The organism is Brachybacterium sp. UMB0905, assembly GCF_002871795.1.
Taxonomy (GTDB): Bacteria; Actinomycetota; Actinomycetes; order Actinomycetales; family Dermabacteraceae; genus Brachybacterium.
The window spans coordinates 110,210-131,268 of the sequence record NZ_PNHL01000009.1 but is presented as its reverse complement, the minus strand read 5'-3'; the positions used below and the strand labels follow the sequence as shown (position 1 = coordinate 131,268).

Here is a 21,059-nt window from a genome sequence, read left to right as displayed (position 1 = left end):
CCCGCCCGCGCATCCGGCACTGTCCTCTCTCCCGCCGCAGTGCGCCTGCGGCGAACACCGCCCGTTCCGGTGCGTCGCAGCGCCTAGAGTCGACTCATCGCACCCCAACGCCGCGATCACCGCATCGCCATGAAGGAGAACCCGTGACCTCTCAGAGCACCCCGACCTCCCCGCCGCAGGCTGCGGCCGGCGACTCCCCGATGGGCCTGGACGACAACGTCTACCAGCGCCTGCTGCGCGAGCGCATCGTGTGGCTGGGGTCCGAGGTCCGCGACGAGAACGCCAACGCCATCTGCGCCAAGATCCTGCTGTTGGCGGCCGAGGATCCGGACAAGGACATCTACCTGTACATCAACAGCCCCGGCGGCTCGATCACCGCGGGCATGGCCATCTACGACACCATGCAGTTCGTCAAGCCCGACGTCGTGACCGTCGGTATGGGCATGGCCGCGTCGATGGGTCAGTTCCTGCTCTCCTCCGGGGCGAAGGGCAAGCGGTACGCCACCCCGCACACCCGGGTGCTCATGCATCAGCCGCTGGGTGGGCTGGGCGGCACCGCCACGGACATCCGCATCCAGGCAGATCTGATCCTGTCGATGAAGCGCCAGCTCGCCGAGCTGATCGCCGAGCAGACCGGCAAGAGCGTCGAGCAGATCACCGCGGACTCCGATCGCGACAAGTGGTTCACCGCGCAGGAGGCCCTGGAGTACGGCTTCATCGACAAGATCGTGACCGGCTCCGGTGATGTCACCGGTGGCGGCGGCACCGACGACTGATCCCGCCACCCAGCAGACCGTTCTTCCGAGGAGACTTCGTGACTTTCGACCCCCGCCCCGTCGGCGCGCAGCCGATGGCCGCCGCCGGCGGCTACAGCCAGGCCGGCCCGACGCCCACCAGCCGCTACGTGCTGCCCCAGTACGAGGAGCGCACTGCGTACGGCTTCAAGCGCCAGGACCCGTACACCAAGCTGTTCGAGGACCGCATCATCTTCCTGGGGGTCCAGGTGGATGATGCCTCGGCCGATGACGTCATGGCGCAGCTGCTGGTGCTCGAGTCCCAGGATCCGGACCGTGACATCACGCTGTACATCAACAGCCCCGGCGGCTCCTTCACCGCGCTGACCGCGATCTACGACACCATGCAGTACATCAAGCCTGAGGTCACCACCGTGTGCCTGGGCCAGGCCGCCTCCGCGGCCGCGGTGCTGCTGGCCGCCGGCGCGCCGGGCAAGCGCCTCGCGCTGCCCAACGCTCGGATCCTCATCCACCAGCCCGCGATGGGCGGCCAGGGCGGCGGCCAGGCCTCCGACCTCGAGATCCAGGCCAACGAGATCATGCGCATGCGCGAGTGGCTGGAGGACACCCTCGCCCACCACTCCGGGCGCACCAAGGAACAGGTCAGCGCCGATATCGAGCGCGACAAGATCCTCACCGCGCAGGGAGCGCTCGAATACGGCCTGGTGGACCAGGTCCTCGCCTCCCGTAAGGAGGCGCGCCCCCAGGTGGGCCGCTGAGTCGAAGGGCTCGCCCGGACGGGCGAGCCCTTCCGTCTTCGGCAGGGGGCGCCGGGTAGTCTGGCGGAGCCCCGAGACGACAGGAGGACGGCTGTGGCACGTGCGAACGAGAGCGGCGACGTGTTCAAGTGCTCGTTCTGCGGAAAATCGCAGAAGCAGGTGGAACGCCTGATCTCCGGTCCCGGCGTGTACATCTGCGAAGAGTGCATCGATCTGTGCAACGAGATCATCGCCGAGGAGATCGAGGCCGCCCAGCCCGCCGCGCAGGCGCAGGCTCCGCTGCCCACCCCCAAGGAGATCTTCGCCTTCCTCGAGCAGTACGTGGTGGGGCAGGAGCCGGCCAAGCGGGCACTCTCGGTCGCGGTGTACAACCACTACAAGCGGGTGCGCGCCCAGGAGGCGGCGGCGTCCGCTCCCGCTGGCGGGCCCACCCGCCAGGGCGCTGAGGCGGAGGAGCCCTCCGCCCAGAAGCAGGTCGAGGTGGCCAAGTCCAATGTGCTGCTCGTCGGCCCCACCGGGTGCGGTAAGACCTATCTCGCCCAGACCCTCGCCAGGATGCTGGATGTCCCCTTCGCGATGGCCGATGCGACGGCGCTCACCGAGGCGGGGTACGTTGGCGAGGACGTGGAGAACATTCTGCTGAAGCTGCTGCAGGCTGCCGACTACGACGTCGAGCGCGCCCAGCGCGGCATTATCTACATCGATGAGGTCGACAAGATCGGCCGCAAGGCCGAGAACCCGTCGATCACGCGAGATGTCTCCGGGGAGGGCGTGCAGCAGGCGCTGCTGAAAATCCTCGAGGGCACCGTCGCGGCGGTCCCGCCGCAGGGCGGGCGCAAGCACCCCCATCAGGACTTCATCCAGATCGACACCACGAATGTGCTGTTCATCGTGGCCGGAGCCTTCGCGGGAATCGAGGACATCATCGGCTCCCGGATCGGCAAGCGGGGCATCGGCTTTGGCTCGCAGCTGCACACGCCTCTCGAGCAGGAGCAGATCTACGCCGAGCTGCTGCCGGAGGACCTGCTGAAGTTCGGGCTGATCCCGGAGTTCATCGGCCGCCTACCGGTGATTGCGAGTGTCGCGAACCTGGACCGCGAAGCCCTCATCACGATCCTCACCGAGCCGCGCAACGCCCTGGTCAAGCAGTTCCAGCGGATGTTCGAGCTGGACGGCGTGGAGCTCGACTTCGAGCGCAGCGCCCTGGAGGCCGTGGCGGACAAGGCCATCGCCCGTGAGACGGGTGCGCGCGGCCTGCGGGCGATCCTCGAGGAGGCGCTGCAGCCGGTCATGTTCGAGGTCCCCTCCCGTGATGACATCGCCAAGGTGGTCATCACCGAGGGGGTCATCACCGAGGGGCGCGCCCCGCTCATGGTCACCGCGAAGGACGCTGACCGTGAGCAGACCGCGCGGGAGCGCAGCGCATGAGCACGCCCGGCGCAGACGATGCCGCGCGGGCCCGGGAGTTGCTGCTCTTCGAACGGCGCAGCATCGACAACATCGACGCGGCCCTCGTGCATCTGCTGGCCGAGCGCTTCGCGCACACTCAGAGGGTGGGCGTGCTCAAGGCCGAGCATGGGCTGCCGCCCGCGGACCCGGAGCGCGAGGAGCAGCAGATCCGCCGCCTGCGCGCCCTCGCGGATGAGGCGGGCCTGGACCCCACCTTCGCCGAGGCGTTCCTGCGCTTCATCGTCACCGAGGTGATCCGCCACCACGAGCGGATCCGCGAGGATCAGGCGCCCGGCGACCGCTGACCCTCCCCAGCGCGTCCCCGGGGTCGTGGGGAGTATTCCCCATGGACCAGCTGATGACCTGCCCGTAGCGTGCAGGTGTACAGCTTGACGATGACGAGGGGGATGGGCGCGATGAGCGGGTTCTGGGGAGCCGAGGTTGAGGCAGTCCGTGCGCAGGGCACGCGCTGCACCGGTGCGGCCGGCACGATCGAACAGTTGATGGCGGCGTGCGGCGCTGTGGTCGACGGTGTGGACTGGGTGGGGCCGGATGCCGATGAGTTCCGGGCGCGCTGGGGGAGCGATGTGCGCTCGCTCATCGATCGGGCGATCGAGGAGCTGCGCCGACGTGCCGAGGAGCTCGCCCAGCATGCCGATGAGCAGGATGGTGCCTCCTCGGGTGAGGGCCCGGGCGTCGGCACCCCTGGGTTCCCGTTCCCTCTGCCGATCCCGTTCCCGCTGCCGTTGCCCGGGCCGATCTTCGAGCCGCTCCCGGTGCCGTTCCCGATCCCGTTCCCGCGGCCGCTGCCGGGCCCGATTCCGCTGCCGGACATCCGGATCCCGGAGATCGAGCTGCCGGAGGATTGGAACGGCCCGATCACGCTGCCGGACTTCCCGGACATCGACCTGCCGGACGTCCGGATCCCGGAGATCGAGCTGCCGGAGGATTGGAATGGCCCGATCACGCTGCCGGACCCCGGCTTCCCGATCCCTCCGCGGTTCCCGCTGCCGCCGATCCCGCCGCTGCCGGATCCGCTGCCGCTGCCGGATCCGTGGCCGCTGCCGGAGGACAGCCCCTTCCCACTGCCGCAGCCGCTGCCGATCCCGGATCCGTGGCCGCTGCCGCAGCCGCTGCCGCGTCCGCTGCCGATCCCGGATCCGTGGCCGTTGCCGCAGCCGATGCCGCGTCCTGACATCTACCTGCTCTGACAGCGTCAGGGTCCCGCCCGGCCAGTCGAGAGCGCTGGTACCATCGCGATATGTCTCGCACTACGTTCCTCGACTGGCCGGTGATCCGGCAGCTCCGGGGCGGTGATCCGACGGGCCGCGGCGCAGCGGTCACCTCGGCCGCCACTCGGGCCACGGCTCCACGTACAGCGATCGCCGATGGCGTCGCTGAGAGCGTCTGCCCCTACTGCGCCGTCGGCTGTGGGCAGCGTGTGTTCCACAAGGATGGCAAGGTCATCCAGGTCGAGGGCAACCCCGACTCTCCGGTCTCGCGCGGGCGTCTGTGCCCCAAGGGCGCGGCGAGCGAGCAGCTGGGCAACTCCCCGCTGCGGCAGACGAAGGTGCTCTACCGCGCGCCGTACGCGACGGATTGGAGCGACCTCGACTACGACACCGCGATGGACATGATCGCGGACCGTTTCATCGAGGCGCGGCGCAACCACTGGGAGGATGCCGACGAGCAGGGGCGGCCCCTGCGTCGCACCATGGGCATCGCGAGCCTGGGCGGCGCGACCCTCGACAACGAGGAGAACTACCTCATCAAGAAGTTCTTCACGGCTGCCGGGGCCATCCAGATGGAGAACCAGGCCCGTATTTGACACTCCGCTACGGTTCCCAGTTTGGGAGCCTCGTTCGGGCGCGGCGGCGCCACCCAGTACGTCGCGGACTTCGCGAACTCCGACCTGATCGTCATCGAGGGCGGCAATATGGCCGAAGCCCATCCGGTGGCGTTCCAGTGGGTCGTCGAGGCGAAGAAGCGCGGCGCGACCGTCATCCATGTGGATCCCCGGTTCACGCGCACCTCTGCGAGCGCGGACAAGCACATCCCGATCCGCTCGGGCACGGACGTCATCCTGCTCGGCGCGGTCATCAAGTATGTGCTGGACAACGACCTGTGGTTCGAGGAGTACGTCAAGACGTTCACCAACGCGTCGACGATCGTCTCTGAGGACTATGTCGATGCCGAGGACGCCGAAGGCATCTTCTCCGGCTTCGATCCGGAGACGGGCACGTACGATCTGTCCACCTGGCGCTACGCCGGCGATGAGGATCAGGTCGCGCGCGGTCTGCCGGAGCGGGACGAGACGCTGCAGCATCCGCGCACGGTGTTCCAGATCCTCAAGCACCACTACTCCCGGTACACGCCGGAGATGGTCGAGGAGTACTGCGGCATCTCGCGCCAGGACTTCGAGTACTTCGCGCAGAAGATCGCGGAGAATTCCGGCCGGGAACGCACCACGTGCTTCGCCTACGCACTGGGCTGGACCCAGCACCAGGGCGGCTCCCAGATGATCCGCACCGCGGCGATCCTGCAGCTGCTCATGGGCAATGTGGGCCGTCCCGGCTCCGGCATCATGGCGATGCGCGGGCACGCCAACATTCAGGGCGCCACCGATCTGCCCACGCTGTTCCACATCCTGCCGGGGTATCTGCCGATGCCGAAGGTGGGACAGGACGACTTCTACGAGTACACGCAGAAGATCGGCAAAAAGGAGCAGAAGGGCTTCTGGGCCAACGCCGATATCTATGCCACCAACCTGCTGAAGGCATGGTGGGGCGATAAGGCCACGGCGGAGAACGACTACTGCTACCACTACCTGCCGAAGCTCACGGGTGCACACAGCACCTATCAGACGCTGATGCTGATGCTCGACGGCGGCGTGGACGGCTACTTCCTGCTGGGACAGAACCCGGCAGTGGGCTCGGCCAACGGTCGTCTGCAGCGGCGCGGCATGTCCAACCTCAAGTGGATGGTCGCCCGCGACTACTACATGATCGAGTCCGCCAGCTGGTGGAAGGACGGTCCGGAGATCGAGTCCGGCGAGGTCCGCAGCGAGGACATCGGCACGGAGGTCTTCTTCCTGCCGGCGGCCAACCACATGGAGAAGGCCGGGACGTTTACCCAGACCCAGCGCATGGTGCAGTGGCGCGATCAGGGGCCGACGCCGCCTGATGACGCCACCAGCGAGCTGCAGTTCATGTATGACCTGGGCTGCCGGGTGCGCGAGAAGCTCAAGGATTCGACCGACGAGCGGGATCGTCCGCTGCTGGATCTGACCTGGGACTACCCGGTGGACGAGCATGGCGAGCCCGATGCCGAGGCCGTCCTGATGGAGATCAACGGCAAGCACCTCACCGGGGAGAAGGCCGGGCAGCCCCTGGCCGCCTTCGGGGAGATGAAGGGCGATGGCTCCACCGCCGGTGGCTGCTGGATCTACGCCGGCATCTTCAAGGACGGGGTGAACCAGGCACGGCGCCGCAAGCCGGGCCAGGAGCAGGATCCGATCGCCCTGGACTGGGGTTGGGCCTGGCCGGCCAACCGCCGCATCCTGTACAACCGTGCCTCCGCCGACGCTCAGGGCCGTCCCTGGTCGGAGCGCAAGAAGCACGTGTGGTGGGATGAGGAGGAAGGCAAGTGGGTCGGCAACGACGTCCCGGACTTCCCGCCGACCAAGCGACCGGATGACCCGGGTGACCCGAGCAAGGGCGGCGCGGCTGCCCTGGCGGGCACTGACGCGTTCATCATGCAGTCCGATGGCCGCGGCTGGCTCTTCGCTCCGACGGGCATGCTGGACGGACCTCTGCCCACGCATTACGAGGGGCCGGAGTCCATGGTGACCAACCCGCTGTACGCACAGCAGTCGCCGCCCACCGGCATCCACCCCGATCGCGACGAGGACAACCTCAACTCGCCGGGCGTGACCGGTGCGGACTCCGGGGTGTACCCGTACGTGTTCACCACGTACCGCATCACGGAGCACCACACGGCCGGTGGTATGAGCCGCTTCCTGCCGTACCTCTCGGAGCTGCAGCCGGAGCTGTACTGCGAGGTGTCCCCGGAGCTCGCCGAGGAGCTGGGTCTGGAGCCGTACGGCTGGATGACCATCATCTCGGCGCGGTCCGCGATCGAGGCGCGGGTGTTCGTCACCGAGCGCATGACGCCGCTGGAGATCGGCGGGCGCACCGTGCACACGATCGGGCTGCCGTACCACTGGGCCCGCGGCAAGGAAGCGGTCGTGACCGGTGACTCGGTCAATGACCTCATCGGCCTGAACCTGGATATCAACACGCAGATCCAGGGGTCCAAGAACAACCAGTGCGCGATCCGTCCGGGTCGCCGCCCGCACGGCAAGGCGCTGCGTGAGCTGGTGCGCGAGTATCAGCTCAAGGCGGGCATTGTCGAGGGCGAGCCGGTGCTGCGCGAGCATGACCCGCTGGGCAGCTCGGGCACGGACGACGCTGCGGAGACGGTGTCGGTGGAGGTCCGCGGGTCCGATGAGGCCGGTGCCGCACCGACGGGAGAGGACACCACGAAGGAGGGTGAGGCGCGATGACGCTGCTGTCCGGATCTGAAGGCCCGATGGCCGCTGCCGGCTGGGGTCAGGAGCACACCCGCAAGGGGTTCTTCACCGATACGTCCATCTGCATCGGCTGCAAGGCCTGCGAGGTGGCGTGCAAGGAGTGGAACCAGAATCCCGCCGATGGCGAGATGAAGATCCTGGGGTCCAGCTACGACAACACCGGCGCGCTGGGGGCCAACACCTGGCGGCACGTCGCATTCGTCGAGCAGGGTCGCGAGCGGATCGAGGAGGCTCGGGAGTCCGGGCGCAAGCTCGTGAGCCTGGGCATGCCCGGCATCGGTCCGAAGAGCACCCAGCGCGGTGCCCTGCCTGCCGGGGATCTCTCCGGCACCGACCGCACCCCGCCGGACACCCCGGAGTTCCGCTGGCTGATGTCCTCGGATGTGTGCAAGCACTGCACGTACGCCGGCTGCCTGGATGTGTGCCCCACCGGTGCGCTGTTCCGCAGCGAGCACGGCAGCGTCGTGGTCCAGCAGGATATCTGCAACGGTTGCGGCACCTGCGTGGGCGCCTGCCCCTTCGGCGTCATCGAGCGGCGCGACGACGGCACCATCTCCCCCAAGGAGAGCCGTGACGAGCGCTTCGACCAGGACGTCAAGGAGATGGGCACCGCCCACAAGTGCACGCTGTGCTACGACCGCCTGGTCGACGGCGAGCAGCCGGCCTGCTCCGCCACCTGCCCGACGACCTCGATCAAGTTCGGTGACCGCGAATCCATGGTCGCCGAGGCCAAGGAGCGGGTGCGCGAGCTGCACGCGCGCGGCATGACCGAGGCGCGGTTGTACGGCGCGAACCCGAACGACGGCGTGGGCGGCACCGGCTCGGTGTTCCTCCTGCTGGATGAGCCGGAGGTGTACGGCCTGCCGCCGGATCCCCAGGTGCCCACGAAGTATCTTCCCCAGATGTTCGCGCGCGCGGGCATCGCGGCCGTCGGCATGGCGGTCACGGCCGCTCTCGCGTTCGCAGGAGGACGGCGATGACCAGTTCGTTCGACAGCTACCGTCCGGAGGAATCCGGGCAGCGCCGCGGCAAGCGGATCAGAGACGAGGACGCCACCACCCCGGCGCAGCAGGCAATGGCCGGGCAGCGTCGGCGCGGATCCGGGGCCGACGAGGGCCGCCGCGAGATGAGCGTGGTGGGGGACGTGCAGTTCGACTCCTACTACGGCCGTCCGGTCGTGAAGGCGCCGCCGTGGCGCGGACCGATCGCCGCGTACCTGTTCCTCGGTGGTCTGGCCGGTGGCTCCGCGCTGCTGGGCTACGGGGCGCAGCTCACGGGCCGAGACGCGCTGCGCCGCAACTCGCGGCTGATCGCGCTGGCGGCCCTGGGCGGCGGCACCGCCGCCCTGATCGAGGACCTCGGGCGTCCCGAGCGGTTCCTGCACATGATGCGCACCGTGAAGATCACCTCGCCGATGAGCCTGGGCACCTGGATCCTGGCGTCCTTCGGGACGCTCTCCGGGGTGCTCGGTGCGATCGAAGTGGACCGGATGACGAAGGAACGCCTGCCGCTGGGGCCGCTGCGCCCGCTCGTGCATGGCATGGAGGGGGCGGCCGGCCTCGGCCAGGCGGCGCTCGCCCCGGTCCTCGCCTCCTACACCGGCGCGCTGCTGGGTGACACGACGGTGCCCACCTGGTCGGCGAGCCGGGACCACCTGTCCTTCGTGTTCGTCTCCTCGGCGAGCCTCGCCTCCGGCGGTGCCGCGATGGTGACCAGCCCGCAGGCGGAGACCGGCCCGGCCCGGGTCATGGCTGCCTTCGGTGCCGTGGGCGATGTCGTCTCGATGCACCTCATGAAGGAATCGATGCACCCACTCGAGCGCGAGCCGCTCGAGGAGGGCGCTGCCGGCCAGAAGCTGAAGTGGGCCGAGCGCCTGGCCATCGCGGGCGGGATCGGGGCCGTGCTCTCGCGGCGCTCGAAGCTCCTGTCGGTCGCGAGCGGTGCGGCTCTGGTCGCCTCCTCCGTGCTCACCCGCTACGGCGTGCTCGAAGCGGGGCTTGAGTCCGTGAAGGACCCGCGCCGCGTGATCGAGCCGCAGAAGGCGCGCCTGGCCGCCCGGCGGGCCGCCGGCATCACCGACGACTCGATCACGACCGCCGGCTGAACAGACCCGGCCGAACAGACAGAGAAACCTGGAAAGCCCCCGGTGCCCGCGTGAAGCGGGCATCGGGGCTTTCTCTGTGCGGTGCAGTGTCTGCAGCGGGGCGCCGGACCGGAAGGCTCAGCGCACGCGGATCCCGGAGCCCTCGATCGTCTCGCCGATGATCGGGTAGCCGGGCACCTCGCCGATCACGAGCAGACCGCCGGAGGTCTGCGCATCGGCCAGGAGCAGCAGGTCCTCCTCGCTCACCCCGTCATCGACGGTGAGGTGATCGCGCACCCACTCGAGGTTCCGCCGCGTGCCGCCGGAGATGAAGCCGTCGCGCAGCGCCTCGGCCGCGCCGTCCACGAGCGGCACTGCGGTGCGGTCCAGGACGGCGCCGATGCCGGAGGCGCGCATCATCTTGTGCAGGTGCCCCAGCAGGCCGAAGCCCGTCACGTCGGTGGCGGCCTTCAGCCCGGCGGCGACCGCCGCCTGGGAGGCATCCCGGTTCAGTGTGGTCATCGTGGCGATCGCCGCCTCGAAGACCTCACCGGTGTTCTTGTGCCGGTTGTTCAGCAGGCCCACCCCGAGGGGTTTGGTGAGGGTGATCGGCAGCCCGGCCTCGGCGGCGTCGTTGCGCAGGAGCTGTGCCGGATCCGCGGTACCGGTGACGGCCAGGCCGTACTTGGGCTCGGGGTCATCGACGGAGTGTCCGCCGATCACGGGGGTGTGGGCCTCGTTCGCCATGTCCTTGCCGCCGCGGAGGATCTCCTGCAGCTGCTCGTAGGGGAGGGTGCCGCGCGGCCAGCCCACGAGGTTGATCGCCACCACGGGGGTGCCGCCCATCGCGTAGATGTCCGAGAGGGCGTTCGCGGCGGCGATGCGGCCGAAATCGTAGGCGGAGTCCACGACGGGGGTGAAGAAGTCCGCGGTGGACAGCACCGCGAGGCCGTCCTGGACGCGCACGGCCGCGGCGTCATCGCCGTCATCCAGCCCCACGATCACGCTCGGGAAGTCCTGGCCGGCCAGGATGGACACCGCCTGCTCAAGCTCTCCGGCGGGGATCTTCGAGGCACAGCCACCGCCGTGCGCCATCTGGGTCAGTCGCTTCGGGGCGTCGTCCTCGACGCTGATGAGATTCGGGATCGCAGTCATGGCTTCGAGTATAGGAACGTCCCAGGTGGGGCCCAGGGTCCAGTGGCGATCGCACCCGGTGATGCACGGGCTAGACTCGAGGTTCCGGCGCCCAGCGTCGCAGGGAGGCGTCTGTGTTCCTGGTGGGCACCCTGGTCTTCAAAACCAGTGAGACCGAGCATCTCGGTCTGGCGGGTTCGATTCCCGTCCGCCTCCGCCATGATCCGCCGACGGGAGGAGCTTGCCCATCATGATCGTGGACGACCCCCGTCGGCGGATCCCCCGCACCGATCAGCTGCTCGCGCATCCGCTGGTCGTCGCGGCGACCCGGACTCTCAGCGAGAAGGTCGTGCGCGGCATCGTGCGCGCCGCCCAGGACCGTGCCCGCAGCGGCCACATCACCCCGGAGCAGGTCGAGGCCGAGGTGCTCGCCGCCGTGGACTCCCGCTCCGCGAGCTCCCTGCGCCCGGTGCTGAACGCCACCGGCGTCATCGTCCACACCAACCTGGGGCGCGCCCCGCTCTCGGACCCGGCCCGGCAGGCGCTCGCCGATGCCGCCGGGTACACCGATGTGGAGTTCGATCTCGCCACCGGGGCGCGGGGCCGACGGGGTGCCGGAGCGCGCGCCGCCCTGCTCGCCGCCTGCCCGGCCGCCGAAGACGCGCTCGTGGTCAACAACGGGGCCGGTGCCCTGCTGCTGGCCTGTACGGCCCTCGTCGGCACCGGGGAGGTGATCGTCTCCCGCGGTGAGCTGATCGAGATCGGGGCGGGTTTCCGCCTGCCGGACCTGATCCAGAGTGCCGGTACGCACCTGCGCGAGGTCGGCACCACCAACCGCACGCACCTGCAGGACTACCGCGACGCGATCGGTGCGGACACCCGCGCGATCCTCACCATCCACACCAGCAACTACCGCGTCATCGGCTTCACTGCCGCGCAGGGACCCGCCGAGCTCGCGCCCCTCGCCCGGGAGCACGACCTGCCGCTCATCGCCGATCTCGGCTCGGGGCTGCTGGCCCCTGACCCGGTGCTGCGCGAAGAGCCCGATGCCACCACCGCCCTGGAGGCCGGGGCAGATCTCGTCATCGCCTCCGGAGACAAGCTGCTCGGCGGCCCCCAGGCCGGAGTGCTGCTGGGCAAGGCCGAGGTCATTGCGCGCCTGTCCCGGCACCCCCTGGCCCGCGCTGTGCGGGCCGACAAGCTCACCCTCGCCGCGATCGAAGCGACCCTCACCGGCCCGGAGCCGCCGGTGCTCGCGGCCCTGCATACCCGGGCCGAGGACTTGCGGCAGCGCACTGAGGCCTTCGCGGAGCGCCTGCGGCAGCAGGCTCCTGGTCTCGAGGTTGAGGTCCTCGAGCATGACGGCCGCACCGGCGGCGGAGGAGGCGCGGAGGTGCCGCTGCCCGGTTGGGCGCTGCACCTGCCCGCCGCCCTGACGGGAGTGCTGCGCACCCCATCGGACCCGGAGCTGGTGCCCGTCGTGGCGACCACCCGGGAGGACGTCTGCGTGGTGGATCTGCGCTGCATACCCGCGGCGGCGGAGGACCAGCTGCTGGCCGCGCTGTGCGGCGCTGCGGCGGAGATCGAGCGGATGGGGGAGGGGCGCCGATGAGGGTCATCGCGACCGCTGGTCATGTGGACCACGGCAAATCGACCCTCATGCGCGCCCTCACCGGGATCGAGACCGACCGGTGGGCGGAGGAGAAACGGCGTGGCCTGACCATCGACCTGGGTTTCGCCTGGACCACCCTGCCCGGCGGCACCGAGGCTTCCTTCGTGGACGTGCCGGGGCATGAACGGTTCATCGGCAACATGCTCGCCGGGCTCGGTCCCGCGCCCGTCGTGCTGTTCGTCGTGGCGGCCGATGAGGGCTGGCAGCGCCAGTCCAGCGACCATCGTGACGCCGTGCTCGCCCTCGGGATCGACCGCGGAGTCGTGGCGCTCACCCGCAGTGACCTCGCCGCGCGAAACGACTCCACCGGTCAGCTGCTCGAGCGGAGCCGGGAGCAGGTGCGCCGCGAGCTGGCTGGCACCGGCCTCGGGGACGCCCCGATCATCCCGGTCTCCGCGGCGACGGGGGAGGGGATCCCCGCGCTGCAGGAGGCGCTAGCGACCGTGCTGGACCAGCTGCCGCCGGTGGAGGCCGAAGCCCCGGTGCGGCTGTGGGTGGATCGCGCCTTCAGCATCTCCGGCTCCGGCACTGTGGTCACCGGCACCCTGGGCACCGGGACGCTGCGCGTAGGCGATCAGCTGCAGCTGATCGGCGCCGCGCACAGCGGGCCGGTCAGCGTGCGGGGCCTGCAGTCCCAGGGCGCCTCCCACCAGCACCTCGAGCCCGTCTCCCGCGCGGCCGTGAATCTGCGCGGTATCACCACCGAACAGGTGGGACGCGGCGATGCCCTCATCACCCCCGGGGCCTTCCCCCTGAGCGACCGGATCGACGTGCGCCGCACCAGCGGGGAGGACCTCACCGCCCTGCCGCACGAGATCCAGGTGCACATCGGCTCCGCCTCCGTGCCCGTGCACGTGCGACCCTTCGATGCCGACCACGCCCGGCTCACTCTGGACCGCGAGCTGCCGGTGCGGCTCGGGGACCGCATCGTCCTACGCGGCACCGGGGAGCACCTGGTGCTCGGCGGCGTGCAGGTCATGGACGTGGACCCGCCCGAGCTCACCCGACGCGGCGACGGCACCCGTCGCACCGCCCAGCTCGAGGAGCTGCCGGACGCTGGCGGTGATGTGACCGTCGAGGTGCGGCGCCGCCGGGCTGTGCCGGAGACGCGCCTGCGCCGCGCTGGGATCGACGTGCCTGAGCCCCTGCCGGACGGCATCGAGCGCCACGGGGACCTGCTGGTCGATGCGCAGGCCCTGGCCACCTGGACCACGCAGCTGACAGACCTCGTCACCGCTGCCCAGCGGCGCGATCAGCTCTCGGCTGGCGTGCCGCTGGGGGCTGCCGCGCAGCAGCTGGACCTGCCCGATGCCGCGCTGCTGGGGGTGGTCGTGCGGCGAGCCGAACTGCAAGAGACCGACGGGCGCCTGCGCAGCCGCGGCGCCGCCGCGGGGTTGGGTGCTGCTGAAGCTGGGGTCGCCGAGCTCGAGAAGCGCCTGCGCGCGGAGCCGTTCGCCGCCCCGGAATCAGATGACCTCGCAGCACTGCGGCTCGGGCCACGCGAGCTCGCCGCCGCCGAACGGCTCGGGCGGCTGCTGCGTCTGGAGGACGGCGTAGTGCTGCTACCCACCGCCCCGGCGCTTGCCATGCGCGAGATCGCGCAGCTACCGCAGCCCTTCACGCTCTCCCAGGCCCGTCAGGCCCTCGGCACGACGCGCCGGGTCGCGATCCCGCTGCTGACGCACCTCGACGGTCGCGGCTGGACGCGGCGGGTCGACGGTTCGCTGCGCGAGGTGGTGCGCTGAGGCTGCGCCTGTTTCAGTGCTGCCCTGCGCGCTGCAGGTACTGCTGGTGGGCCTGGACTAGCTGCTCGGCGATCCGCCGGTAGGCCCGATCGGGCGAGTAGCCGTTCTCATCGCGCGACATCTTCAATGCTGTGAGCGGCACCGTCTTCCCGTCACGTAGATGCAGCTGCACTCCACCGGGGCCGCGGCGCGCCGTCGGCACCTCGATGTGGGCGATCTGGGCGAAGGGGATCGACTGCGTGCCACCGAAGCCGGTGGACCAGGAGACCGCATCGTGGGTGATCTGCACCCCGCTGCGCAGGCCGATGAACAGCAGCAGCCCACCGACGATGACGGCCAGGGGCAGTATCAGGAGCAGGAGCAGCAGCCCTGCTTCGCCCGTCACCGCCCACATCACCACGGCGAACACGCTGCTGAACAGCCCCGCTATGAGGGAAGCGATCCCCCCGATCATCAGACCTTTCGCGCGTCCGCTGCGTTGCCTCTGGGCCATGGCACCCCCGATCGTCACTGTGGTAGGCGGCCCCCCGCACCTGGGGCCACCGCGGCCATGCTAGTCAGCGCCGCTCGAGCGTCATCATCGCCGCGCGGTGCGGTGCAGGAACTGCTGGTGGGCTTGGATCAGCTGAGTGCGCACGGAACTGAGATCCAGCGTGCCCGTCACCACGGAGGGGTCTGTCGGCCCCACCCACAGGGCCACCAGGTCCTCTTCGCGGCCAGCGCGAAACTGGAGGAGCGCGATATTCCGGCCCCCGCGATGCCGAGGCGGCAGGATGCGGTGGAGGTCCTGCCAACGTACGGTCCGGTCGGGGCCGATGTAACCGCACCAGGTGAAGCCGTCGGCCGTGATCTCCAGTCGTCCCTTGCGCGCCATCCGCAGCAGGAAAAGGCCGGAGCCGATCCCGAGAGCAGCGGGCAGAAGAAAGAACAGCACGGCGCTGGTGCCCAGGACGAACCACAGCACGATCATGGTGACGAGCACTCCCACGCCCATCAGCATGATGAAGGGACCGACGACGAACAGCATCTTCGCGGCGGTGGCACGGATGACGGTGGGCTGCACGGCGACTCCCTGGCGTCAGAATCCTAGCGGGCCTTCGTCGACTCTACTGCCGTCACCCCGGGAACTCTTCACGGGTTCATTGCACCCCTACAGACAGCCCATGGGGAGTACTCCCCATGGGCACTGTGCGATCGAGCGCCTACGCTGGCCGGGATGACGACGGCGCTACGGTGCCACACGGGATTTTCAGGGGAGTGAGCGGTGATGAGCGGGTTCTACGGCGGCGTGCCGGAGCAGATGCGGGCGCAGGGGGTGGCCTGTCGGCAGGGGTCCCAGACCATCATCCAGACCACCGATGCCGTCACCGCGCTGATCGACTCCGTGCCGTGGCTGGGGCCGGATGCGATCGCCTTCCGTGCACTCTGGCATGGGCAGGTCAAGCCCTCGCTGTACGCGAAGGCCGAGGACATCCGGGCCAAGGGCGAGGAGATCACCCAGCACGCTGAGGAGCAGGATCACGCCTCCAACAGTGACGGTGGCGGCGGGGGGATCTTCGATGCGGTGCGGGACTTCATCGAGGACCTGTTCAAGCCCGGCGGTCCGCTCGCTCCGGGCGGGCCCCTGGGCCCCGGGGGTCCCCTGGGCCCCCTGCAGCCCCTGGACCCCGGCACCATCGACCGGCTGAAGGATGCCCTGGGCGATTGGTTCACCGGCGGCGGCGAGAACGGCCCGCAGGAGTTCTACGGCGATCCCGGATACGGTAGCCGCGGCCAGATGTATGGCCAGGACCGTCCCGTCGGCGAACAGTTCACGTGGCAGGATCAGATCTGGGAGGGCACGGAGCTTGATACCCCCTATGGCTCGGCGGATGTCTACGGCGGTGTGAACTACAGTGCGGGCGCTGGGACGACCACCGATCCCTACGGCAACACCACCGGCACTGTCGGCGCGAGGGGCAGCGCAGAGATCGGCGTGGACCAGCATGCCGATCTGCCCGGCGGCTTCGGAGCGGATATCAGCCATCGTGCGGGCATGGAAGCCTATGCCGAGGCGGGCGGCACCGTGGGCCCGGACGGATTCAGCGGCGGCGCTCGCGCAGGCTCGGGCCTGTACGCCGAGCAGACCGGAACCATCTCCCATGAATCCGGGGCATCCGCGTCGGTGACGACCTCCGGTTTCGTTGGAGCGGAAGCCCACGCGAACGCCTACTCCCACGCCACGCGGAACGCCGACGGGCAGATCAACGGCTGGTCGGCAGGATTCGATGCCAGCGCGTTCGCGGGAGCTCAGGTCTCGCAGAAGTACGAGGTCAACAGCCCCGGAGGCTGGTTCAACGCCTCGACGTCCATCAGCGAGAAGGCTGGTGCCGGAGCGGGAATCGGTGCCGGGAGCACCATCTCGACCGACGAAGTCTCCTTCACCGTCGGGGGTTCAGCCGCGAAGGGGCTGGGACTCGGTGGCTCGACCACCATCGGCATCAACCCCAACGCGATCGTGGACACCTTCACCCCGGGCGACTACAACCTCGACGATGCGATCAGCGACGGCGGTGCCTTCGTGAACGATCTGAAGGACTCCACCTCGAAGTACAGCCCCTTCTGGTGAGCTGACGGGGTGCGCGCAGAGGGGTGACGCGCTGGGCGGCTCATCGCCCCCCGCGCGTCAACCACTCCTGATGCGCCTTCTGCACGGCGGCACCAGCCCGCAGATACCACGGAGACAGCGCGGTGCTGTCATCCGGCCCCTGGGTCTTGCGCAGGGGCGTGACGGGAACCTGTCGGCCGTCGTGCAGGTGCAGGATCACGCTGCCGCCGGGCTCATGCGCGCTCGGCACCTGTACGTACGCGATCTGCTGCCACGGCACGGCGGTGCGGCGGGAGAACCCGTGGGACCATGAGATGCCCTGGGCATCCACCCTGGCGTGGGTGCGCCAGCCGAACAGCGCCGCGAGCAGACCCAGGGCGCCGATGAGCGCTCCGATGAGCAGCCATGCGATGCCGGCCAGGGCAGAGCCCTGGAGTAGGGGGACCAGCCCGTACAGGCCGGTGAAGCCGCCCATCAGGAGCAGCAGCGCCCCGATCCAGATCGCCGCTGTGCTGTTGCTGGAGCGTACGGTTCGTGGCGTCATCGGCGTCTCGGTTCCGTCCTGTCAGGTCTGATCCGTCAGCCCCCGCCCCTCAGCGGCGGGCCGGCTTCGCGGGCGGCTCGCCGAGCTCCGCGTCCTCGGCGCGCACGCTCTCACCGTCGGCGGCGCCCAGCTCGAGGGACTCGATGCGGCCCAGTGCCACGAGATCCCCGCGCGCCGCCTCCAGATGCGGGACCGCACCCTCAGCCGCGAGCAGACGCACGGACAGCAGCGGAGTCTTCTGCGAGACCTTCGCATCGGACTTGATGCGACGCAGCGCGATCGCGGCCTGCGCGACGGTGTCCAGCAGCGCGGCCTCCTGCCCCGCGGCGGCCTCCCGCAGCGGCGCAGCCTCAGGCCAGGGCTGGGTGTGCACGCTGCCCTCCCGCCACCAGGACCACACCTCTTCGGTGGCGAACACGACCACGGGGGCGAACAGCCGCAGCTGCACCTCCAGAGCGATCGCGAGCGCCGCCCGGGCGGAGTCCGCCCCGGCCTGGCCGCGCGGCGAGTTGCCGTGGGCGCGCTCCTTGACCAGCTCGATGTAGTCATCGCAGAACGCCCAGAAGAACGGCTCGATGATCTCCAGCGCCCGCGCGTAATCCAGCGCATCCTGCGCGGCGGTCGCCTGCTCCACCACCTCTGCCAGGCGCGCCAGCAGCGCCCGGTCCAGCGGATCGGTCACGGCCGACGGGTCCGCGGCCAGGCGTCCGGTCGGATCCGCGGGCGCAGCCCCGAAGCCGAGGGCGAACTTGGAGGCGTTGAGGATCTTGATGGCCAGGCGCCGCCCGATCTTCATCTGCCCCTCGTCGAAGGCAGTGTCCGCACCCTGCCGGGCGCGGCCTGCCCAGTAGCGCACCCCGTCCGTGCCGTGCTGTTCGAGCAGCCCGACGGGGGTGACCACATTGCCCTTGGACTTCGACATCTTCTTGCGGTCCGGATCCAGGATCCAGCCGTTGATCGACGCGGTGGACCACGGCAGGGAGTTCGTCAGCAGATGCGAGCGCACCACGGTGGAGAACAGCCAGGTGCGGATGATGTCGTGGCCCTGCGGACGCAGATCCATCGGATACACCCGCTCGAACAGCTCCGCATCATCCAGCCAGCCGCTCACCAGCAGCGGGGACAGCGAGGAGGTGGCCCAGGTGTCCAGCACATCGGGGTCGGCGGTGAAACCGCCCGGCTGATCCCGCTGTTCCTCGGTGAAGCCGTCCGGGGCATCCAGGGTCGGATCCACCGGCAGCTGCTCCGCACAGGGGGTGAGGATGCGGTCGTAGTCGATCTCGCCGTGCTCATCCACGCCGTACCACACGGGGATCGGCACTCCGAAGAAGCGCTGGCGGGAAACCAGCCAGTCCCCGGCCAGGTTCTCCACCCAATTGCGGTAGCGCGATTCCATGAACCCCGGATGCCAGTCGAGCTCGCGGCCGCGGGCGATGAGCTGCTCGCGCAGGCCCCCGGCCTCCGTGTCGCGGCCGCCGTTGGCGAAGTACCACTGGCGGCTGGTCACGTACTCCAGCGGCTTATCGCCCTTCTCGAAGAACTTCACCGGGTGGGTGATCTTCGTCGGCTCGCCGACCAGGTCACCGGAGGCGGTCGCCTTCTCCACCACGAGCTTCTGGGCGGTGAACACCGTCTTGCCGACCAGCTCCGCGTAGTGGGCGCGCCCCTCCGCGGTGGTGATCCAGGGGGCATCTGCGAGGAAGCGGCCATCCCGGCCGATCACCGCGCGGGTGGGCAGCTCGAGCTCTCGCCACCAGATCACGTCGGTCGCATCACCGAAGGTGCAGATCATCGCGATGCCGGCGCCCTTGTCAGGCTTGGCCAGCGGATGGGGGTGCACCGGCACCTCCACACCGAACAGCGGAGAGGTCACCGTCGTGCCGAACAGATCCTGGTACCGCTCATCATCGGGATGCGCCACGAGCGCCACGCAGGCGGGCAGCAGCTCCGGGCGGGTGGTCTCGATGAAGACCTTCTGCCCGCTGCCATCGGTCTTGGTGAAACCCAAGCGGTGGTAGGCGCCCGGCAGGTCCTTGTCCTCCTGCTCGGCCTGCGCCACCGCGGTGCGGAAGGTGACATCCCAGGCCGTCGGCGCCTCCGCCTGGTAGGCGGTGCCGGCGGCGTAGTGGTCCAGGAACGCCTTCTGTGAGACCCGCCGGGAGGTGTCATCGATGGTCTGGTAGCCCAGGCTCCAGTCCACCGACAGCCCCAGGGTGCGGAAGACGTGCTCGAAAGCCTTCTCGTCCTCGGTGGTCAGCTCGAGGCACAGCTCGATGAAGTTGCGCCGCGAGATCGGCATCTGGTTCTGCGGCTTGGCGGTCTGCGCATTGCCGCCGCGATGCGGAGGCTCGAAGTCCTCCACGTAGGGCAGTGACGGGTCGCAGCGCACGCCGTAGTAGTTCTGCACCCGCCGCTCGGTGGGCAGACCGTTGTCGTCCCAGCCCATCGGGTAGAAGCAGTTCTTGCCGCGCATGCGCTGGTAGCGCACGATCATGTCCGCCTGCGAGTAGCCGAACACGTGGCCGATGTGCAGGGCGCCGCTCGCGGTGGGCGGCGGGGTGTCCACGCTGAAGACCTGCTCACGGGTGGTGTCGCGGTCGAAGGCGTAGAGCTGCTGCTCATCCCATACCCGATCCCACTTCTCCTCCAGCCCCTCGAGGGAAGGACGGTCGGGGATCGCGGAGTCAGGGCGCGGTGCAGTCTCGTTCATGAGGGCCATTGTTCCAGGTCTGACGGACGGTGCAACGCGCGCGGACGTGGAGGGGTTCACGTGGGCGGGGGCGGGCGAGCGCAGGAGGAGAGGTCGGAGAGCACAATAGGAGGGGTCTCGCTCCTTGATTCGGAGGATTCGCATGTCCCTCGAGCGCATCGCCGTCATCTCCGACGTGCACGGCAACCTCACCGCCTACCGGGCTGTCCTCGCCGACATCGCCGCGCGCGGCATCAGGCGGATCATGAACCTCGGGGATGTGATCGGCAAGGGCCCGCGCGGGGGCGCGTGCACGGACCTGACCCGCGAGCGCTGCGAGGTGACCGTGCGGGGGAACTGGGAGGTGTTCATCGCGGGGGACGCTCCGCCGCGCACCGCCGGCTCCGCCTGGTGGAAGGCAGAGCTGAGCACGGAGCAGCGCCGCTGGCTGGTGGACCTGCCGGGCTCGCATGACCTGGTGCTCTCGGGCCGGCGCATCCGCCTGGTTCACGCCTCCCCGGTGGATGAGTTCACCCGCATCCGCCGCGACCACACCGAGGAGGAGTACGTGACGCTCATGGGGCCGACGGAGTTCGTCCGCTCCGAGGCGCCCGCAGACGTCCTCGTCTACGGCGACATCCATGATCCGTATCTGCGCTCGGGCGACCTGGGGCAGGTGGTGAGCGTCGGCTCCGTGGGCAATCAGCTCGATGACCCGGTGCCCTCCTACGCGATCCTCGAGGGGGATTCGAGCGGCGGACGCGAGGCTCCCTTCGGCATCCAGTTCGTGCGCGTGCCCTATGACGTCGAGGCCGAGATCGCCGTCGCCGAGGCGTCGACGATGCCCGCCGAGGAGACCGCGGCGTACGCGAGCGAGCTGCGCACCGGGGTGTACCGCGGCTAGCGCCCGGAACTTTCGCACCATCGCACCTTCGTCTCGAATTTTCCTCACCGGTAACCGGCACCTTCGATGGAGCGGGGTGCGCTGAGCAGGGGCGACGCGGGGGGCTCCACATATTGTTCCGGCGCTAGAAGTTACCCGTCAGAAACGC

General features: G+C 69.5%; 17 protein-coding genes and 1 tRNA gene. 13 read left to right on the top strand and 5 right to left on the bottom strand.

Features of this window, described 5'->3' with window-relative positions; translation table 11 throughout:
• Positions 1 to 200 precede the first annotated feature (200 nt).
• The 8 genes from CJ197_RS10425 (at position 201) to nrfD (ending at position 9,657) form a co-directional block, all read left to right on the top strand.
• Positions 201 to 776: an ATP-dependent Clp protease proteolytic subunit gene (locus CJ197_RS10425; protein WP_199173911.1), complete on the top strand. Its 576-nt coding sequence runs from the start codon at positions 201 to 203 to the stop codon at positions 774 to 776.
• A 74-nt stretch (positions 777 to 850) separates the two neighbouring features.
• A complete protein-coding gene (locus CJ197_RS10420) occupies positions 851 to 1,513 on the top strand; it encodes an ATP-dependent Clp protease proteolytic subunit (protein WP_158239444.1) in 663 nt (220 codons plus the stop codon).
• Positions 1,514 to 1,606: 93 nt separating this feature from the next.
• Positions 1,607 to 2,941, top strand: a complete 1,335-nt coding sequence (clpX, locus tag CJ197_RS10415) for an ATP-dependent Clp protease ATP-binding subunit ClpX (protein WP_102236678.1) — start codon at positions 1,607 to 1,609, stop codon at positions 2,939 to 2,941.
• Positions 2,938 to 3,267, top strand: coding sequence for a chorismate mutase (locus tag CJ197_RS10410; RefSeq protein ID WP_102236677.1), 330 nt, complete (start codon positions 2,938 to 2,940; stop codon positions 3,265 to 3,267). The genes clpX and CJ197_RS10410 overlap by 4 nt, the downstream gene beginning before the upstream one ends.
• 90 nt (positions 3,268 to 3,357) lie before the next feature.
• The gene (locus CJ197_RS10405; RefSeq protein WP_146007753.1) at positions 3,358 to 4,173 is read left to right on the top strand and encodes a WXG100 family type VII secretion target; all 816 of its coding nucleotides are present in this window, start codon (positions 3,358 to 3,360) and stop codon (positions 4,171 to 4,173) included.
• A gap of 50 nt (positions 4,174 to 4,223) precedes the next feature.
• Positions 4,224 to 7,526 carry a formate dehydrogenase-N subunit alpha gene (fdnG, locus tag CJ197_RS10395; protein ID WP_233190843.1) on the top strand — a complete coding sequence of 1,101 codons (3,303 nt, stop codon included), beginning with the start codon at positions 4,224 to 4,226 and terminating at the stop codon, positions 7,524 to 7,526.
• The gene (locus CJ197_RS10390) at positions 7,523 to 8,533 is read left to right on the top strand and encodes a 4Fe-4S dicluster domain-containing protein (protein WP_102236673.1); all 1,011 of its coding nucleotides are present in this window, start codon (positions 7,523 to 7,525) and stop codon (positions 8,531 to 8,533) included. Before fdnG ends, CJ197_RS10390 begins: the two co-directional genes overlap by 4 nt.
• Positions 8,530 to 9,657: an NrfD/PsrC family molybdoenzyme membrane anchor subunit gene (gene nrfD / locus CJ197_RS10385; RefSeq protein WP_102236672.1), complete on the top strand. Its 1,128-nt coding sequence runs from the start codon at positions 8,530 to 8,532 to the stop codon at positions 9,655 to 9,657. The genes CJ197_RS10390 and nrfD overlap by 4 nt, the downstream gene beginning before the upstream one ends.
• A 117-nt stretch (positions 9,658 to 9,774) precedes the next feature.
• On the opposite strand, the gene selD is transcribed toward nrfD, so the two are convergent.
• Complete coding sequence (gene selD / locus CJ197_RS10380) at positions 9,775 to 10,791, bottom strand: selenide, water dikinase SelD (protein ID WP_102236671.1); 1,017 nt, start codon at positions 10,789 to 10,791, stop codon at positions 9,775 to 9,777.
• Positions 10,792 to 10,894: 103 nt separating this feature from the next.
• Here selD and CJ197_RS10375 point away from each other — a divergent pair.
• From CJ197_RS10375 to selB, 3 genes are all read left to right on the top strand, one after another.
• Positions 10,895 to 10,990, top strand: a tRNA-Sec gene (locus CJ197_RS10375).
• Between the two features lie 30 nt (positions 10,991 to 11,020).
• Positions 11,021 to 12,382, top strand: a complete 1,362-nt coding sequence (selA, locus tag CJ197_RS10370; protein WP_102236670.1) for an L-seryl-tRNA(Sec) selenium transferase — start codon at positions 11,021 to 11,023, stop codon at positions 12,380 to 12,382.
• Complete coding sequence (gene selB, locus CJ197_RS10365) at positions 12,379 to 14,187, top strand: selenocysteine-specific translation elongation factor (protein ID WP_102236669.1); 1,809 nt, start codon at positions 12,379 to 12,381, stop codon at positions 14,185 to 14,187. Before selA ends, selB begins: the two co-directional genes overlap by 4 nt.
• Positions 14,188 to 14,200: 13 nt before the next feature.
• On the opposite strand, the gene CJ197_RS10360 is transcribed toward selB, so the two are convergent.
• Both CJ197_RS10360 and CJ197_RS10355 read right to left on the bottom strand, forming a co-directional pair.
• Positions 14,201 to 14,641, bottom strand: a complete 441-nt coding sequence (locus CJ197_RS10360) for a PH domain-containing protein (RefSeq protein WP_102236668.1) — start codon at positions 14,639 to 14,641, stop codon at positions 14,201 to 14,203.
• A gap of 123 nt (positions 14,642 to 14,764) precedes the next feature.
• Entirely contained in the window at positions 14,765 to 15,250 is a 486-nt protein-coding gene (locus CJ197_RS10355) for a phage holin family protein (protein ID WP_102236667.1), read from the bottom strand.
• Between the two features lie 204 nt (positions 15,251 to 15,454).
• Between CJ197_RS10355 and CJ197_RS10350 the strand changes: the two genes are divergently transcribed.
• Complete coding sequence (locus tag CJ197_RS10350; protein ID WP_102236666.1) at positions 15,455 to 16,795, top strand: hypothetical protein; 1,341 nt, start codon at positions 15,455 to 15,457, stop codon at positions 16,793 to 16,795.
• A 40-nt stretch (positions 16,796 to 16,835) separates the two neighbouring features.
• Here the strand turns inward: CJ197_RS10350 and CJ197_RS10345 are convergent, their stop codons facing one another.
• The gene (locus CJ197_RS10345; RefSeq protein WP_102236665.1) at positions 16,836 to 17,318 is read right to left on the bottom strand and encodes a PH domain-containing protein; all 483 of its coding nucleotides are present in this window, start codon (positions 17,316 to 17,318) and stop codon (positions 16,836 to 16,838) included.
• Between the two features lie 49 nt (positions 17,319 to 17,367).
• Complete coding sequence (valS, locus tag CJ197_RS10340; protein WP_102236699.1) at positions 17,368 to 20,028, bottom strand: valine--tRNA ligase; 2,661 nt, start codon at positions 20,026 to 20,028, stop codon at positions 17,368 to 17,370.
• A gap of 142 nt (positions 20,029 to 20,170) precedes the next feature.
• Here valS and CJ197_RS10335 point away from each other — a divergent pair, with 142 nt between their 5' ends.
• Entirely contained in the window at positions 20,171 to 20,911 is a 741-nt protein-coding gene (locus tag CJ197_RS10335; RefSeq protein ID WP_102236664.1) for a metallophosphoesterase, read from the top strand.
• Positions 20,912 to 21,059 lie beyond the last annotated feature (148 nt).

What these genes read in the sequence shown, in the direction of transcription:
- CJ197_RS10425 (WP_199173911.1), top strand. Translation starts at nt 201, where the DNA reads ATGGGCCTGGACGACAACGTCTACCAGCGCCTGCTGCGCGAGCGCATC.
- CJ197_RS10420 (WP_158239444.1), top strand. Translation starts at nt 851, where the DNA reads ATGGCCGCCGCCGGCGGCTACAGCCAGGCCGGCCCGACGCCCACCAGC.
- CJ197_RS10410 (WP_102236677.1), top strand. Translation starts at nt 2,938, where the DNA reads ATGAGCACGCCCGGCGCAGACGATGCCGCGCGGGCCCGGGAGTTGCTG.
- CJ197_RS10405 (WP_146007753.1), top strand. Translation starts at nt 3,358, where the DNA reads ATGACGAGGGGGATGGGCGCGATGAGCGGGTTCTGGGGAGCCGAGGTT.
- CJ197_RS10390 (WP_102236673.1), top strand. Translation starts at nt 7,523, where the DNA reads ATGACGCTGCTGTCCGGATCTGAAGGCCCGATGGCCGCTGCCGGCTGG.
- nrfD (WP_102236672.1), top strand. Translation starts at nt 8,530, where the DNA reads ATGACCAGTTCGTTCGACAGCTACCGTCCGGAGGAATCCGGGCAGCGC.
- selD (WP_102236671.1), bottom strand. Translation starts at nt 10,791, where the DNA reads ATGACTGCGATCCCGAATCTCATCAGCGTCGAGGACGACGCCCCGAAG.
- selA (WP_102236670.1), top strand. Translation starts at nt 11,021, where the DNA reads ATGATCGTGGACGACCCCCGTCGGCGGATCCCCCGCACCGATCAGCTG.
- selB (WP_102236669.1), top strand. Translation starts at nt 12,379, where the DNA reads ATGAGGGTCATCGCGACCGCTGGTCATGTGGACCACGGCAAATCGACC.
- CJ197_RS10360 (WP_102236668.1), bottom strand. Translation starts at nt 14,641, where the DNA reads ATGATCGGGGGGATCGCTTCCCTCATAGCGGGGCTGTTCAGCAGCGTG.
- CJ197_RS10350 (WP_102236666.1), top strand. Translation starts at nt 15,455, where the DNA reads ATGAGCGGGTTCTACGGCGGCGTGCCGGAGCAGATGCGGGCGCAGGGG.
- CJ197_RS10345 (WP_102236665.1), bottom strand. Translation starts at nt 17,318, where the DNA reads ATGACGCCACGAACCGTACGCTCCAGCAACAGCACAGCGGCGATCTGG.
- valS (WP_102236699.1), bottom strand. Translation starts at nt 20,028, where the DNA reads ATGAACGAGACTGCACCGCGCCCTGACTCCGCGATCCCCGACCGTCCT.
- CJ197_RS10335 (WP_102236664.1), top strand. Translation starts at nt 20,171, where the DNA reads ATGTCCCTCGAGCGCATCGCCGTCATCTCCGACGTGCACGGCAACCTC.